Annotated in this window: 9 protein-coding genes; 4 read left to right on the top strand and 5 right to left on the bottom strand. The window is 65.8% G+C overall.

What is annotated here, in order from left to right; all coding sequences use genetic code 11:
* Window positions 1–75: 75 nt before the first annotated feature.
* Together aspT (LY284_RS16660) and aspT (LY284_RS16655) are read right to left on the bottom strand one after the other, a co-directional pair.
* Window positions 76–1,764 (bottom strand): aspartate-alanine antiporter, encoded by a 1,689-nt coding sequence (aspT, locus tag LY284_RS16660; protein WP_233387332.1) that lies wholly within the window; start codon window positions 1,762–1,764, stop codon window positions 76–78.
* 4 nt (window positions 1,765–1,768) lie between these two features.
* Window positions 1,769–3,451 (bottom strand): aspartate-alanine antiporter, encoded by a 1,683-nt coding sequence (gene aspT / locus LY284_RS16655; protein WP_233387331.1) that lies wholly within the window; start codon window positions 3,449–3,451, stop codon window positions 1,769–1,771.
* 553 nt (window positions 3,452–4,004) lie between these two features.
* On the opposite strand from aspT (LY284_RS16655), the gene LY284_RS16650 reads away from it, so the two are divergent.
* The 4 genes from LY284_RS16650 to LY284_RS16635 all read left to right on the top strand — a co-directional run bounded on the left by LY284_RS16650 (window position 4,005) and on the right by LY284_RS16635 (window position 11,485).
* Window positions 4,005–7,196, top strand: a complete 3,192-nt coding sequence (locus tag LY284_RS16650) for an efflux RND transporter permease subunit (RefSeq protein ID WP_233387330.1) — start codon at window positions 4,005–4,007, stop codon at window positions 7,194–7,196.
* A gap of 12 nt (window positions 7,197–7,208) precedes the next feature.
* Entirely contained in the window at window positions 7,209–8,360 is a 1,152-nt protein-coding gene (locus tag LY284_RS16645) for an efflux RND transporter periplasmic adaptor subunit (protein WP_053568993.1), read from the top strand.
* Window positions 8,361–8,373: 13 nt separating this feature from the next.
* On the top strand, window positions 8,374–9,822 hold the full coding sequence (locus LY284_RS16640; protein WP_233387329.1) for an efflux transporter outer membrane subunit: 1,449 nt from the start codon (window positions 8,374–8,376) through the stop codon (window positions 9,820–9,822).
* Window positions 9,823–10,261: 439 nt separating this feature from the next.
* Window positions 10,262–11,485, top strand: a complete 1,224-nt coding sequence (locus LY284_RS16635; RefSeq protein ID WP_309243200.1) for a transglutaminase-like domain-containing protein — start codon at window positions 10,262–10,264, stop codon at window positions 11,483–11,485.
* A gap of 335 nt (window positions 11,486–11,820) precedes the next feature.
* On the opposite strand, the gene LY284_RS16625 is transcribed toward LY284_RS16635, so the two are convergent.
* The 3 genes from LY284_RS16625 to LY284_RS16615 are packed head-to-tail and all read right to left on the bottom strand — an operon-like array spanning window position 11,821 to window position 15,488.
* Window positions 11,821–12,672 carry an amidohydrolase family protein gene (locus tag LY284_RS16625; protein ID WP_233387328.1) on the bottom strand — a complete coding sequence of 284 codons (852 nt, stop codon included), beginning with the start codon at window positions 12,670–12,672 and terminating at the stop codon, window positions 11,821–11,823.
* An 18-nt stretch (window positions 12,673–12,690) separates the two neighbouring features.
* Entirely contained in the window at window positions 12,691–14,331 is a 1,641-nt protein-coding gene (locus LY284_RS16620; protein WP_233387327.1) for a class I adenylate-forming enzyme family protein, read from the bottom strand.
* Window positions 14,332–14,384: 53 nt separating this feature from the next.
* Window positions 14,385–15,488 carry an ABC transporter ATP-binding protein gene (locus LY284_RS16615; protein WP_233387326.1) on the bottom strand — a complete coding sequence of 368 codons (1,104 nt, stop codon included), beginning with the start codon at window positions 15,486–15,488 and terminating at the stop codon, window positions 14,385–14,387.
* Between the last annotated feature and the right edge of the window lie 13 nt (window positions 15,489–15,501).

Raw genomic sequence — 15,501 nt, 5'->3', positions numbered from 1 at the left:
GTTGGATTCAGATTGCCTTGCACCCGCGAAGCCCGCCGCTTGTGTCATGCGCACCGACGCCTGCCCGCGAGGCCGCTACACGAGCCCGACGATGAGTGGCCCCAGCAACGTCAGCAGCACGTTCGCGAGCGCATAGGTGACGGCGAAGGCCGCCGTCGGCACCGCGCTCTCGGCCTTGTCCAGCACGCCGCCAAACGCGGGATTCGCGCTGCGCGATCCCGACAGCGCTCCCGCGAAAATCGCCGCGTTGCGGTAGCCCAGCACGTAGCGGCCGAAGATCATCGTGAGAAGCAGCGGAAACAGCGTGACGAACACGCCGAGCAGAAAGATCGTGACGCCGCTCTGCTTGACGGTCACGACCGCCTGCAAACCCGAATTCAGCCCGACGACCGCGACGAACGCCGCGAGTCCGAAGTCCTTGAGCAACTGCGACGCGGCGGGCGGCATGACGCCGTACATCGGATGCTTGCCCCGCATCCAGCCGAACACGAGCCCCGCGAGCAGGCAGCCGCCACCCGAGCCGAGCGTGATCGGAATGCCGCCGATGCGCACGACGATCAGCCCGATCAGCAGGCCGATCACGATGCCCGTGCCCATGTAGATGAAGTCCGTCTTGTTGGAGTACGGCAGTTCGTAGCCGGCGGCATCGACCGCGCGCTTCGTGTCCTGCGGCGAGCCATAGAACGTGATGACGTCGCCGTGCTCCAGTTGCGTGTCGGGCAGCACGGGCAGCGGCATGCCGACGCGCGTGATCGCCTTCAGATAGACACCGTGCCGCATGGCCCGGTCTACCGTCGCCCGCACCGTGGCGATCGTCGCGTGATTCATGCCTCGCCGCGTGAACACGCCCTCGCGCGTCTGCATGACGAGGGCCGAGTCGCCGGTGTCCGCGACCTCCTCGCCGAGCATCGCCGCCGCGCCAAGCATCACCTCGCGCCGTCCGACGACCAGCACGATGTCCCCCGCCTCGAGCTTCAGGTCGGGTTGGGGATCGAGCGTCCTGTCGCCGCGCCGGATGCGCTCGATCGTGACCATGTCCGCTTCGGCGATCTCGATGTCCGATACGGTGCGCCCGAGCGCGCCCGCTCCGACGCGGTAGGCCCGTCCGACCAGCTCCGGCAGCGCGGAAATCTGTCCCGGCTGCGGTCCCGCCGCGCCGCTCGCGAGCGCCTGCTCCGCCTCGATCGATGCCTCGCGCAAGCCCTGCCCCATGAACTTCGGCAGAATGTTCACGCACACGATGATCGCGCCGAGCGAGCCGAACACATAGGTGACCGCGTAGGCGATCGCCACATCCGCCTGCAGCGCTTTGGTTTCTTCCGGAGCGAGGCCGAGCCGCGCGATCGCATCGCCTGCCGTGCCGATGATCGCCGACTGCGTCAGCGCACCGCCCGCGAGACCGGCGGCGAGCCCTTTGTTCAGGCCAAAGAGCTTCGCGCAGACGATCACGGTGACGAGCGCCGTCACCGCGAGAAAGAGCGCCATCGCGATCTCGCGCAAGGTCTTTCGGTTGAGCGAGTTGAAGAACTGCGGCCCGGAGTCGTAGCCGACCGCATAGATGAAAACGGCGAACATCACCGACTTCACGCCATTGTCGATCTGCACGCCGACCTGGCTCACGACGACCGCCGCGAGCAGCGAGCCGCCCACGCCGCCCAACTGGAATTTGCCGAAGTTGATCTGGCCGATCAGGTAGCCGGCCGCGAGCGACAGAAAGAGCGCCGCCTCGGGTATTTTCTGGAAGATCGCGTGGAGCCAGTCCATTGCGTCAGCCCATCTTGCTGGCGAGCCCGACCACCAGCGGCCCGAGCAACGGCAGCAACACGTTGGACAACGCATACGTGATCGTGTAGCCGATCACCGGCGTCGCATTGCCCGTCACCCCGACGAGCGCGCTGATGGCGGGCGTGCTGCATTGCTGACCGGCGATCGCGCCAAGCAGCATCGGTACGTCGAGCTTCAGGAGCCAGCGCCCGATGACCAGCGAGGCGAGCGCCGGTCCGAGCGTGATGACGATGCCCGCGAGCGGCAGCGCAATGCCGAACTCGCGAATCAGCCGCAGCGCGTCCGCGCCCGCCGACAGGCCGACCGCCGCGATGAAGGTGCACAGTCCGAAGTCCTTCAGGATCTGCGCCGCCGCCGACGGCAGCGAGCCGATTAGCGGATAGCGCGAGCGGATCCAGCCGAACAGCAGCCCGGCAAGCAGGCAGCCGCCCCCCGTGCCGAGCGTGAGATCGATGCCGCCCGCGCGCACGGACAGGCGTCCCACCGCAATGCCCAGCAGCACGCCGAGGCCGAGAAAGACGAAATCGGTCTTCTGCGTCGCGCGAATGATGTAGCCGAGCTTCGACGCCCCGCGCGCGACGTCCTCCTTGTTGCCGACGAGCGTCAGCACATCGCCGCGATGCACCTGCGTGCCGGGCAGCGCGGGGATCGTGCTGTCGAGCCGCGTCACCGCCGCGACGAACACGCCGCGTCCCTCTTGCGGCGCGACGCGGGCGCGCGCCTGCGCGAGCGTCAGGCCATGCAGCTCGGGACGCGTGAGCATGACGTCGACGCGTTCGACGTAGACATCCGGCAGGCCGCCGCCCCCGACCTCCTCGCCGATGACCGGAATCGCCGCCACCAGCGCCTCGCGCCGTCCACCGACCAGGACGCGGTCCCCCGCTTTCAGCACCAGCGACGGCTGCGCCTTGATCACCGACCGGTCGCGCAGCACGCGTTGCACGCTGATGTTCTGCCCGAACTGTTTCTCCAGCTCGCCGAGACTGCGCCCCGCAGCGGCCGTCACCTTCAGCTCGCGGCTGACGAGCGGCGGCATGGCGAGCGTCTGCCCTTCGGCGAGTGCGCCGTCGCCGCCGAGCTTGCGCCAGACGCGCTCGGACTCCTCGCGCAGGTTCACGCGCAGGATGAGCGGCGCGAACTGGCTGGCAAACAGCACGATCGTGACCAGCCCGAACAGATAGCTCACGCTGTACGCCGTGACGATGTTCGCCTGCAGGCGCGCGGTCTCGGCGGCGTCCAGACCGAGCCGGCCGATGGCCTCGGAGGCCGTGCCGATCACGGCGGATTCGGTCGCGCCGCCGGCGAGCAGCCCCGCCGCCGTCCCCGCATCGAGTCTGAGCAGCTTCACGGCGCACAGCACGAGCGTGACGACCACGACGACCTCGACGACCGACAAGGCGCCATAGCGCCAGCCCTTGCCGATATTGGCGAAGAATTGCGGCCCGCCGGTGAAGCCCAGCGCGAAAATAAAAAGCGCAAATGCGATGTTCTTCAGATCGGGCGAAATGCGCGCGCCGCTTTGTCCGAGAATCAACGCGACGATGAGCGTGCCGCACACGCCGCCGAGTTGAATCGGCCCGAGTTTGAAGGAACCGATAAGAAAACCGATCGCCAGACTCGCGAACAGGGCGATTTCGGGTTGCGCCGCAAGCAGATGCCACAGCATGGTCCGGGACCATCCTTTTCAGGTGAATCACATATTGGGCAATATCGGTAAAAAGCTCGCAAACGCCGGCGGCCAACAACCTATTTACTCGCCGTAATCGATTTCCATTTCATTGCGTCGAGCGGTTCCAACTCTGATATTGCAGTGAATCGAGGCTGTCAACACCTTTGACGCAAGCATGATTCTTCTTACACCGTTCGAACCCATTGCAGCGCGAATTGAAAGGCTCGATCCCGCCGCGCGTGTGCGTGCGATAGGCTCATTTCACGAACAGTAAGGCGCGAGTGATGAATCTCGACCAGGAAGAGAACGCGCTGCGCGTCGCGAATCAGGACGTCAACGACGCAGAAGCGCGCATTCGCTTACTCGACGCAACATCGGGTTAAGTCAACTCAAACCAAAGTTTAATCCGCGCATTCACGACGCGATTCGTGCAAGCCCTCGTGCGATTTCGCAAAGAAGCATCGCGCTTGCATGCAACACTGCGCCCGACCTTCTCGATTGCGTGCACGGTTTCATCCACACGCTCCCCACTCTTTCACAGACAAGCGCCATGTGGATCGTCAACCTGGCCCTGCGACGGCCCTATACGTTCGTCGTGCTCGCCGTTCTCCTCTTCATTCTCGGACCGATCGCGATCCTGCGCACACCCACCGATATTTTTCCGAACATCGACATTCCGGTCGTCAGCATCGTCTGGACGTACAACGGTTTTTCCGCGGAAGACATGGCGCATCGCATCACGTCGAACTACGAGCGCGCGCTCACGACGGATGTGGACGACATCGAGCACATCGAGTCGCAGTCGCTCAACGGCGTCTCGGTCGTGAAGATTTTTTTTCATCCGGGCGCGGATATCAACCGGGCAATCGCGCAGGCAGCGTCGAACTCCGCCTCGATTCTTCGCGTGCTGCCGCCGGGCACGCTTCCGCCGAACATCATCACCTACAACGCTTCGACCGTTCCGGTGCTGCAACTCGGGCTCTCCAGCAAGACGCTGCCCGAACAGACGCTCTACGATCTCGGCAACAGCTTCATCCGGACCCAGCTCGCAACGGTCCAGGGCGCAGCCGTGCCTTTGCCTTATGGCGGCAAGATCCGTCAGATCATGGTCGAGCTGGATCCGGCACGGCTGCAGGCGAAAGGGCTCGCGCCCGTCGACGTGGTCAATGCCGTCAACGCACAGAATCTCATCCTGCCGGGCGGGACGGCCAAGATCGGCACGCGCGAATACAACGTCGAGATGAACGGAAGCACGCAGACCGTCGCCGCCTTGAACGGCCTGCCGATCAAGACCGCGAACGGCGACGTCATCTACGTGCGCGACGTCGCGCACGTGATCGACGGATTCGCGCCGCAGACCAACATCGTGCGGTCCGACGGCAAGCGCGCGGCGCTGCTTCAGGTCGAGAAGACCGGCAGCGCATCGACGCTGACGATCATCGGTCAGGTCAAGGCCATGCTCCCCAAAATCGAAGCCGGCTTGCCGAAGGCGCTCAAGATCACGCCGCTCTCCGACCAGTCGGTTTTCGTGAAGTCCGCCATCTCGGGCGTCGTGCGCGAAGCGCTGATCGCGGCCTGTCTCACCGCCGTGATGATCCTGCTCTTTCTCGGAAGCTGGCGCGCGACGCTCATCATCGCGGTGTCGATTCCGCTCGCGGTGCTCACGTCGCTGATCGCGCTGAGTGCGCTCGGCCAGACGCTGAACATCATGACGCTCGGCGGTCTTGCGCTCGCGGTCGGCATTCTCGTCGACGATGCGACCGTGGCCATCGAGAACATCACGCATCATCTGGAGAACGGCGAACCGCTGCACGATGCGATCCTCAACGGCTCCGGCGAAATCGCCGCGCCGACCTTCGTCTCGACGCTGTCCATCTGCATCGTGTTCGTGCCGATGTTTCTGCTCTCGGGCGTCGCACGCTACCTCTTCGTGCCGCTCGCCGAGGCCGTGATCTTCGCGATGTGCGCGTCGTACTTCTTCTCGCGCACGCTCATTCCGACGCTGGCGATGTATCTGATGCGTGCGCCATCGAAAGCGAACAAGGCCACGCGTGGCATCGCCGGCGCACTGACGCGCTTTCAGTCGGCGTTCGAGCAACGCTTCGAAGCCTTGCGCGCGTGCTATCGAAACGTGCTGCACCGAGCCATCGACAACCGGCGCCGCTTCGTGCCGATGTGGCTCGCGCTGTGCCTCGCATCGCTCGTGCTGGTCCCGTTCGAGGGCCGCGACTTTTTCCCGTCAGTCGATACCGGCGAGATTCGCCTCCATCTGCGCGCGCCAACCGGAACGCGTATCGAAGAGACGGCGCGCATCACCGACGAGGTCGAAGCGAAGATCCGCAGCGTGATTCCCGCCAACGAACAGGCTGCGGTGCTCGACAACATCGGCGTGCCGGTAAGCGGCATCAACCTGACCTACGATTCATCGGACCCGATCGGTCCCGAAGACGCGGACATCCTCATCACGCTCGCACCGAAGCACCGGCCGACCGCGCAGTACGTCGCCAAACTGCGCAACGTGCTGAACGCCGCGTTTCCCGGCGTGAGCTTCGCGTTCCTGCCCGCGGACATCGTCAGCCAGATTCTCAACTTCGGCCTGCCCGCGCCGATCGACGTGCAGATCGTCGGCAACAAGCTCGAACAGAATCGCGCGGTCGCGAATCGTTTGCTCGATGCAATGCGCGGCGTGCGCGGTCTCGTCGACGCACGCATCCAGCAGCCCGGCGACGAACCGACCATCGACGTGAACGTCGATCGGACGAAGGCCATGCAGGCGGGACTCACACAGCGCGACGTCGCGCAGAACCTGCTGATCGCGTTGAGCGGCAGCTCGCAGACCACGCCGAATTTCTGGCTCGATCCGAAGAACGGCGTGAGCTATCCCTTGATGGCGGAAGTGCCGCAATGGGACATTCATTCGTTGCAGACGCTCGCGAACATACCGGTTACGACGAAGAACGTGCCGCTCGATCCGCAGAACCAGCTCGGCACGCTCGGCACCACCTCGCGCAGCGAGCAACAGGCCGTGGTCTCGCATTACAACGTGCAGCCCGTGCTGGATATCTTCGCGTCGACGCAGTATCGCGATCTCGGCGGCGTCGCCTCGGACGTGACGAAGCTCGTCGATGCCGAACGCGCGCACCTGCCGCCCGGCTCGTCGATCGTGATTCGCGGTCAGGTGCAGTCGATGAGCGAGTCGTTCACCGGCCTGGGCCTCGGGCTCGTGTTCGCGATCGCCCTCGTCTATCTGCTGATGGTCGTGAATTTCCAGTCGTGGATCGATCCGCTCATCATCATCAGCGGCCTGCCGGGCTCGATGGCGGGCATCGCGTGGATGCTCTTCGTCACACAGACGACGCTCTCCGTGCCCGCGCTCACGGGCGCGATCCTGTGTATCGGCATCGCGACGGCGAACAGCATTCTCGTCATCAATACCGCGCGCGATGCGTTGCTGGGCGGCGCACCCCCGCTCGCCGCCGCGCTCGATGCCGGTTTCAACCGCTTCCGCCCCGTGCTGATGACCGCGCTCGCCATGCTGATCGGCATGATGCCAATGGCCCTCGGCCTCGGCGACGGCGGCGAGCAGAACGCGCCGCTCGGCCGCGCGGTGATCGGCGGCCTCGCCATCGGCACGCTGTCCACGCTCGTGTTCGTGCCGGTCGTGTTCGGCATGGTGCATGGCTGGCTGGCGAAGCGCCGCGCGAACCGGCTCGAATCTGTCGAACCCGCCGCAAGCATTTAATTAGGATTTCAAATGAAATCGACAACTCCCATGCGCATGCGCCTGATCCCTGTTGCGGTCTCCGGACTCGTCGCGGTCATGCTCGTCGCCGGTATCGTGCCGCGGCTGCATGCGCGCGCCGCGCAGACACATCAGGTGGACGAACAGCGCGAGCCGCTCGTCTCGACGATCTCGCCGAAGCAGGCGCCCGCCACGCAGGAACTGCTTCTGCCCGCCTCCGTGATGCCGTGGGCCGATGCTTCGATCTATGCGCGCACGAGCGGCTATGTGCAGCAGTGGTATGCGGACATCGGCACGCACGTGAAAGCCGGACAGCTCCTTGCGAGCATCGAGACGCCCGAGCTCGACGCGCAGCTTCGGCAAGCCCGCGCCGATGCCGCGATGGCGCAAGCCGATTATCGCTTCGCGAACAGCACGGCCTCGCGCTGGCAGACGATGCTGCAGACGCAGTCCGTCTCGCAGCAGGACGCCGACGCAAAGACCAGCGACAGCGATGCGAAGCGCGCCGCGCTGCAATCGAAGCAGGCGGATGTCACGCGGCTTCAGGAGATGGCGTCGTATCAGAAGGTGACTGCGCCATTCGATGGCGTGATCACCGTGCGCAACGTGGACATCGGCTCGCTCGTCACGGCGGGCGGCGCGCCGGGGCTGGCAGGCATGCCCGGAGAGTTGATGCATATCGAGCAGACGGACCGCCTGCGCGTCTTCGCCGACGTGCCTCAGGACGATGCGGCGAGCGTGAAACCGGGTTCTGCGGTCTATCTCACGTCGCAGCAGTATCCGGGACGCCGTTTCCCCGCGACGCTCGCACGCAGCGCCGGCGCGATCGATCCGGTGAGCCGCACGCTGCACGTCGAGGCCGATATCGACAACCGGGATGGCGCATTGATGCCGGGCGCGTATGCCGAGCTTCATCTGGCGCTTGTCAGTCCCGCGCCCGAACTCCAGTTGCCCGCGAGCGCATTGCTGTTTCGACCCGACGGCGTGACCGTCGCCGTGCTGGGCCGCGATGGCAAGGCGAAGCTGAAGAAGGTCACCATCGGCCGCGACTTCGGCATCTATGTCGAGATCGCGACGGGACTGGACGCGACCGATCGGGTGATCGACAACCCGAGCGATTCGATCCACGACGGCGAAGCCCTTCGCACCAGCACGCATGCGTAAATGGACTCACATCATGTTCGAACCTTCTGCGGTCCACGCCCGCGCGCTGCTTGCCGCGTGCCTCGCCGGCGCCCTCTCCGCCTGCTCGACGCTGCCGCATTACAGCAGGCCCGGCGTCGACGTTCCCGCGCACTATGCGGCCGCGCAGCCTTCGGGCTGGACCGTCGCCACGCCCGCCGATGACGCTCCCCGCGGCGCATGGTGGACCGTGTTCGGCGATAGCGGGCTCGACCAGCTCGAAGCGCGTGTGAACGTCTCGAACCAGACCGTGAAGAAGGCGGTCGCGCAGTTGCAGGCGGCGCGCGCGCTCGTGGACTATCAGCGCGCGGGCTATGCGCCCGTGGTGCGCGCGGGCGCCGCGCAGGAACGCTTTCGCACGTCGCAGAATCTCCAGCATCGTTCGCTGGCGGGCAAGACCGTGCCGGACTATTCGGCGGGCCTCGCGGCAAGCTGGGAGCCGGATCTGTTCGGGCGCGTGAAGGACGCCACCGTGCAGGCAAGCGACAGCGCGCAAGCGAGCCAGGCCGATCTCGAAGCCGTGCGTCTTTCCGTGACGAGCGAACTCGCTGCCGATTACTTCGATCTGCGTTCGCTCGATCGTCAGAAGAAGCTTCTCGACGATACGGTGAGCGCGTATTCGTCCGCGCTGCGCATCCTCCAGCAGCAACTCGCCGATGGCGCGATCGATGCATCGGCCGTCGCGCAGGCTCGGACGCAGCTCGAAAGCGCGCGCACGCAGGACAGCGACATCGACGTCAGGCGCACGCAATTGCAGGACGCGATTGCAACGCTGTGCGGCGTGCCGGCATCTTCGTTCACGCTGCCGCGCAAGAGCGATCCGGTCACGTTGCCCGACATTCCGGCAGGCGTTCCCTCCGAACTGCTCGAACGCCGCCCCGACATCGCGGCGGCGGAGCGGCGCGTCGCCGCCGCCAATGCGCAGATCGGCGTCGCGCATGCGGCCTTCTATCCGGATCTCACGCTCTCGGCATCGGCGGGACTGGAGAGCACGTTCTTCGCGCCCTGGCTCACGGCATCGAGTCTCTTCTGGTCGCTCGGCACGCAGTTGACGGGCACGCTCTTCGACGGCGGACGCCGCGACGCCGCGCTCGCCAGCGCCAAGGCGCAGTATCGGGGCGCGGTCGCCGATTACCGGCAGACGGTGCTCACGGCCTTTCAGGAAGTGGAGGACAACCTCGGCGCCTTGAACACGCTCGCACAGGAAGCACAGAGCCAGCAGCGCGCGACGGCCGCCGCCGAACTCTCGCTCAGGCTCGCAACGAATCGATATCAGGCGGGCGCGGTCGACTATCTCGACGTCGCCAGTGCGCAAACCATCGCGCTCGACAACGAACGCAACGGCGAGACCCTCGACGCCCGCCGTCTCGACGCCAGCGTTCAGTTGCTCAAAGCGCTTGGCGGAGGCTGGAATCGCGCAGCATTGGGTGGGGTGCTTCGGTAAGCGCCGGCCATTGATGCGCAACGAATGGACCGTCCAAAGTGGTCGCTGGTAGCCGGTAAAACCTCTATGAATCCGGGGCTGGCAGCCGTCGCCTTGACGAGCCTGACGGGGACGGCGCAGTCGCCTTTGTTCTGCTCGCTTCATCGGTGCAGGCAATCACTGTCACGCCGCACTGGCTTGTACAAAAGCACGGTCCCCGCGTGTCGCCTCCCCAGCGACACAGGCCGCGATATGTTGGTCCTGACCCATCACTTGGCACCCTGACGGTCCACCTCGCGATTTCCCCTCATCGGCCCGCATGCCGCGCGCCCCTTGCTCTCCGGCTTCCCGCGCCTCCGCGCTCGCGACTGGCATGTCATGTGCACTGTTCGGCGCAACGTCCGGCGCTGGCCACAGTTGGCAGCCCGGGCAACCTTGAAGTCCGAAGCGTGGGGATCGTATGTCCGGGCGATTGCATCATCGATTACTGTGCAGCATCGTTGCGATCGCGTTGATCGACAGCGTCGGCGTCTCGCGCGGCGAGCCGTCTCCGCTGACGGTCCAAAGCGGCGCGATCGCTCGCCCCGTCGCAGTGGCCGTCGAGTCCGCGCCATCCGCGGCAGCCGCGATTCCCATTGCCGCACAACCCGAACCCGACCCGGACAACGCCGGCGACGCGGCGCAGGACGCATTCGACCTCGGCATCGAACGGCTGCGCGGCGCGACGTGGTGGGAAGCGAACCGAAAGCTGCGGCCACAACTCGCGCAGGTCGGCAATCTGATGTTCGCCGCCCGACTGCTCGACGACGACATGGGCCCGTCCGCAGAAGGCGCGTCGCGCGTGCAACGTCTGCGCGAGGCGATGCGCGCGCATCGGCAATCCAGGCCCGCGGGCTGGAACCGGCTCGTGACACAGGTACGCGACGCGCGCGCGAAGGCGGGCGATGACGCCGCACTGACATTGGCCAACGCGTTGATCAATGATGTCCGTTATCGCGACGGCACCGACGGCAGCTACTATCCGCCCGCGCGCCTCTTCGCCGAGAGCGGCGTCTGCAAGGACTTCGCGGTGGCCAAGTACCTGCTGCTGCGCGAAGCGGGCTTCGACGCGTCGCAACTGCGCTTCGTCTTGCTCGCGCCGCGCTACAACAACACGCCCGACGACTGGCACGTGATGCTCGTCGTGCAGGCCGACGGCATGGCCGAACCGGCCGCGCTCGACTCGCCCGCGCCGCGCGTGCGCAAACGCCTCGGCGATGCGCCCGGCGAACCCGATGCGCAAGCCGATACACAAGCCGACCCCGTCGGCCCGTCCGCGCGGCTATCGGCGATCCTCAACGGCCGCAAGCCCGCCGACGTGGTGCTGCGCGCGCCCTCGGGGCCGGCGGTCGTCACGCTCGGCGCATCCGGGCAGGCGGAGCGGCCGCTTGCCGTCGTGTTCAATGAGCAAGGCAGCCTGTCGTTCGAGCGCGATGCACCCGTCGGCACGCGCAAGCCGTCCGCCTTCAAACGGCGCGGCGCCCGCGCGATCGTCGCGGACGGCGCAGGTCAGTCGTGGAGCGTGGATTCATCGGGCGTATTCCGGAAATGGCAACTGACCCATGCGGATGGCGCCGCGCCGCTGCAGGACGCGCTCAAGCCGGACCTGCGCCAGATCGACGTGCGCGGCAGTACCGCCGGTTGAGCGGCGGCATCCGATCTTCGTCCGGAATGGGTCCAGTTGTTGCTGCGCAGTTCGTGCACCGGAGAACGATCATGTTCCGACTTTTTCGCCTCATCGCGCTGGCGCTCGCAGTCTCGGGATGCGTTGCCGCGCCACCCTATGGATATAGCGACCCGGCGTACGGCCCGGGCTATTACCCGCCCGGGCCCAGCATCGGCGTGGGTGTTGGCGGGGGCGGCGGCTTCGGCGGTGGAGTGGGTGTGGGGGTCGGTGTCGGGTTCTGAACGCGGCGAGAATGCGATCGTCGTCGATGGCAATCCGCCGATAAACGCGAGGCAGTGAGGACCGGCGCGCGTTCAACGCCCTAGAAAGTCCAGCGCATTGCCGCCGCGCCAGTCCTCGCGGACCGCATCGGGCATCGGCAGCGCATCGAATTCCGCGAGCGCCTTGTCGACGGGCATCATCGGAAAGGCGGAACCGAAGATCATGCGTTTCTTCAGCACCGTGCGGCCGTATTGCAGCAAGGACTCGTAGCCGGAGTGCGCGGTCGCGAGCAGCTTTGGCCGCACGGCGAGCGTGCCGATCCAAACATTCGGATGCCGCCACGCCACCGCGAGCAGTTCCTGCACCCACGGCCAGCCCGGCGGCGACGCGCACACGCGCAGATCGGGCAGCGCCATCATCACGCGGTCGAGCGCGGCGGGATGGCCGTAGCTCATCGCGGTGTGCGTCGAGAAGTTGGTGCCGCAATGGATATTCACCGGCACATCCAGCTCCACGCATTTCGCATACAGCGGAAAGAGCAAGGGATCGTCGATGCACAGCTTGTGCTCGAAGCCCTGCACGTTCAGCCCGCGCATACCCAGTTCGCGCACGGCGGTTTCGAATTCGGCGACGGCCGCATCGCCCTTATGCGGATCGACGCCCGCGAAGCCGATATATCGTTCGCCATGCGCGCGGCAGAACGCGGCGACATCCTCGTTGGCGATCTTCACGCCGAACGTGCTCGTCAGATCGCGCGCCTTCAGCACGACATGACGCGCGTCCAGGCGCGCGTAGGTCGCGAGATAATCCGCGAGCGGATCGACGTCCTTCGATACGGCGGCCTCGCGTTCGGTACCTTCGTACACGCGGCGATAGTTCGCCAGATGCGTCGCGGGCCCGTCGAACTGAAGCGAGGGCGGACGGCTCGAAAAATCCACGAACATGTTCGACTCCGTAAAGCGTCAGCGCCAGCGCGATTCCTGACGATCGTAGGTATGCGCGAACGGATCGGCGGTCTCGGCGATCAGCCGCTTCTTCGCGATCTTGCGCGACGGCGTGCGCGGGAAATCGCCGTCCACGTATTGCAGAAAGCGCGGCACCTTGAACGCCGCGAGATGCTGCGCGCAATGCTCGAACACGGCGGCGGGCGGCACATCGGCATGAGAGAGACCGTCGCGCAGCTTGAGATACGCCTTCACCTCTTCGCGCCGCAACGGATCGGGCACGGGCACGACGGCGGCTTCGTCGATCGCATCCATGCTGCGCAGCACGGTCTCGACTTCCGTCGCCGAGACGTTCTCGCCCGAGCGCTTGATCATCTCCTTGATGCGGCCAACGATCGAATAGAAGCCGTCCGCATCGCGCCGGAACAGGTCGCCCGTGCGGAACCATTCGCCGTCGAAGCTCTCGGCGTTCGCTTCGGGCCGCTTGTAGTACCCCCACAGAATGCCGCGTCCGCGTATCCACAGTTCGCCGGTTTCATCGGCATCGGCTACGCTGCCGTCCTCGCGGCGAATCTGCAGTTCGCGAAACGGCGCGGGCAGGCCGCAGGTGCGTTCGAGCGCCTTGTCGTGCGCCCACGCGGGCACGAGCGCGCCGGTGCCCACTTCCGTCATGCCGAAACCCTCGCGCGCGATCACGTTGAAGCGCGCCTGCACTTCCTCGCGCGCGGGGCGCGTCCAGCCGTAGATGCTGATGTACTTGAGGCACACGTCGGCATCGCGCGCGCTTGCCGGATGCTGGCTTAGCGCGGGCTCGGGAAAGATGCAGTAGTGAATGCGATAGTCGATGAGCCACGACATGAAGCGCGTCAGACTCATGCGTTCCGCGATATACGCGGTGCCGCCGAGCTTGAGCGTCATGAGGAACTGCCACATCGGGTCCATGTAGAAGAACGGCGCCCAGATCAGCACGTTCTCGATGCCCGCGTCCGGTCCGCGCCGATGCCGCGCCGCGCCGTGGCAATGGATCATCCAGTAGTCGTGGCTCAGCATGCAGCCTTTCGGAAAGCCCGTCGTGCCCGACGTGTATTGCAGATTCAGCAGATCGTTGCGCGAAACCGCGGAGGGCGCGACGAACGCGGCATCGCCCGCATCGACGAGCGTCTGCCATTGCAGCGGATGCTCGCCGCCGCCCGCGACGATCACGCGCTCCCACGCGAGTAGTCCGGGCAGCGCGGACGCATCCGCGAGACGCGGCAGAAACTCCGCGTCGATCACGAGATATTGCGCGTCGGCATCGGTGAGCACGAAGTTCATTTCATCGTGCGTATAGGCCGTGTTGACCGGCACCATCACCGCGCCGATGCGGCCGAGCGCGATCCACGTCAACGGAAATTCGGGCGTGTTTTTCAGCATCAGCGCGACGTGACAGCCCTTGCGCACGCCGAGGCGCACGAGCGAATCCGCGAGCTTCGAGGCCGCCTGGTCGATCTCCGCATACGTCATGCCGATGCCGCGCTCGAACCACACGGCGGCGGTCTTGTCGCCGTGAAGCGCGGCCTGTTCGCGCACGAACTCGCCGAGCGATTCGGGCAGCGCGAGCCGCTCCTGACGCTTTCGACGGACGAGTTCGTCCTCCACGGTCGACGACAGTGTCTTCATCTTGTTCTCCGGAAACTTTGAGCGCGCATCGTCGCGACGCGCGCGCGATGCGTTCAGTCCTGCAGGATCATCTGGCAATCCTCCGGCGCCCAGTCGATGACTACGGGCGCGCCGCGCGCATGCGTCGCGGGCCGCCGGCTGCCCTGCTGCTGCACGACGATCTGCATGTCGCCGGGCAGGCGCACGTGATGACGCACGACGCTGCCGAGCGTGATCGAATCGACGAGCGTGCCCGCATGCCGCCGCCCGTCCGCGATGGCCGTATCGAACGTGAGATCGGAGTTGGCGGGCGTAGGCATCATGCGCACGCTTTCGGGCCGCACCAGCAGCTTGACCGCCGCGCCGCGCGCGACCTGCGAAGGCATCGCGGCGCGCAGCATGCCGAGCGGCGTCGAGACGAGCGCGTGCTCGCCGGTGTTGTCGTGCACCGTGCCCGCAATCAGATTCGCCGTGCCGATGAAGCTCGCCGCGAAGGCCGTGCGCGGCGCGCGATACAACTCGTCGGGCGTCGCGATCTGTTCGACGCGGCCATCGTTCATCAGCACGATGCGGTCGGACATCGACAGCGCTTCGTCCTGATCGTGCGTGACGTTGAGCATGGTGATGCCGAGTTCCGCGTGCAGCCGGCGAATCTCGAACTGCATCTGTTCGCGCAGCTTTTTATCGAGCGCGCCGAGCGGTTCGTCGAGCAGAATCAGCGCCGGGTTATAGACGATGCAGCGCGCGAGCGACACGCGCTGCTGCTGTCCGCCCGACAGTTCCTTCGGCTTGCGTTGCGCGATATCCGGCAGGCGCACGAGATCGAGCACGTCCTTCACCTTGCGCCGAATCTCGTCTTTCGGCAGCTTGCGCACGCGCAACGGAAACGCGATGTTGTCGAACACGGTCATGTGCGGCATCAGCGCGTAGTTCTGGAACACCATGCCGAGGCCGCGCGAATTCGGCGGCGCATCGGTGATGTCCGTGCCGCGCACGAAGATGCGTCCCGACGAAGGCCGCACCATGCCCGCGATCAGATTCAGCAGCGTAGTCTTGCCCGAACCGCTCGGCCCGAGCAGCGTGACGAATTCGCCCTGCTTCACGCTGAAATCGAGCGGCGCAAGCGCCTGGACCGCGCCGTAACGCCGCGAGACCTGTTTCAGTTCGATCATGTTCATCGTCAGGCTCCGC

The organism is Caballeronia sp. PC1, assembly GCF_021353155.1.
GTDB lineage: Bacteria > Pseudomonadota > Gammaproteobacteria > Burkholderiales > Burkholderiaceae > Caballeronia > Caballeronia cordobensis.
The sequence above is the reverse complement of the archived record's forward strand: the minus strand, read 5'-3'. Positions and strand labels throughout refer to the sequence as shown.

Bases quoted from the DNA above. Each gene is read 5' to 3' on its own strand.
- LY284_RS16640 (WP_233387329.1), top strand. From the start codon at position 8,374: ATGTTCGAACCTTCTGCGGTCCACGCCCGCGCGCTGCTTGCCGCGTGC.
- LY284_RS16635 (WP_309243200.1), top strand. From the start codon at position 10,262: ATGTCCGGGCGATTGCATCATCGATTACTGTGCAGCATCGTTGCGATC.
- aspT (WP_233387332.1), bottom strand. From the start codon at position 1,764: ATGGACTGGCTCCACGCGATCTTCCAGAAAATACCCGAGGCGGCGCTC.
- LY284_RS16620 (WP_233387327.1), bottom strand. From the start codon at position 14,331: ATGAAGACACTGTCGTCGACCGTGGAGGACGAACTCGTCCGTCGAAAG.
- LY284_RS16645 (WP_053568993.1), top strand. From the start codon at position 7,209: ATGAAATCGACAACTCCCATGCGCATGCGCCTGATCCCTGTTGCGGTC.
- aspT (WP_233387331.1), bottom strand. From the start codon at position 3,451: ATGCTGTGGCATCTGCTTGCGGCGCAACCCGAAATCGCCCTGTTCGCG.
- LY284_RS16625 (WP_233387328.1), bottom strand. From the start codon at position 12,672: ATGTTCGTGGATTTTTCGAGCCGTCCGCCCTCGCTTCAGTTCGACGGG.
- LY284_RS16615 (WP_233387326.1), bottom strand. From the start codon at position 15,488: ATGAACATGATCGAACTGAAACAGGTCTCGCGGCGTTACGGCGCGGTC.
- LY284_RS16650 (WP_233387330.1), top strand. From the start codon at position 4,005: ATGTGGATCGTCAACCTGGCCCTGCGACGGCCCTATACGTTCGTCGTG.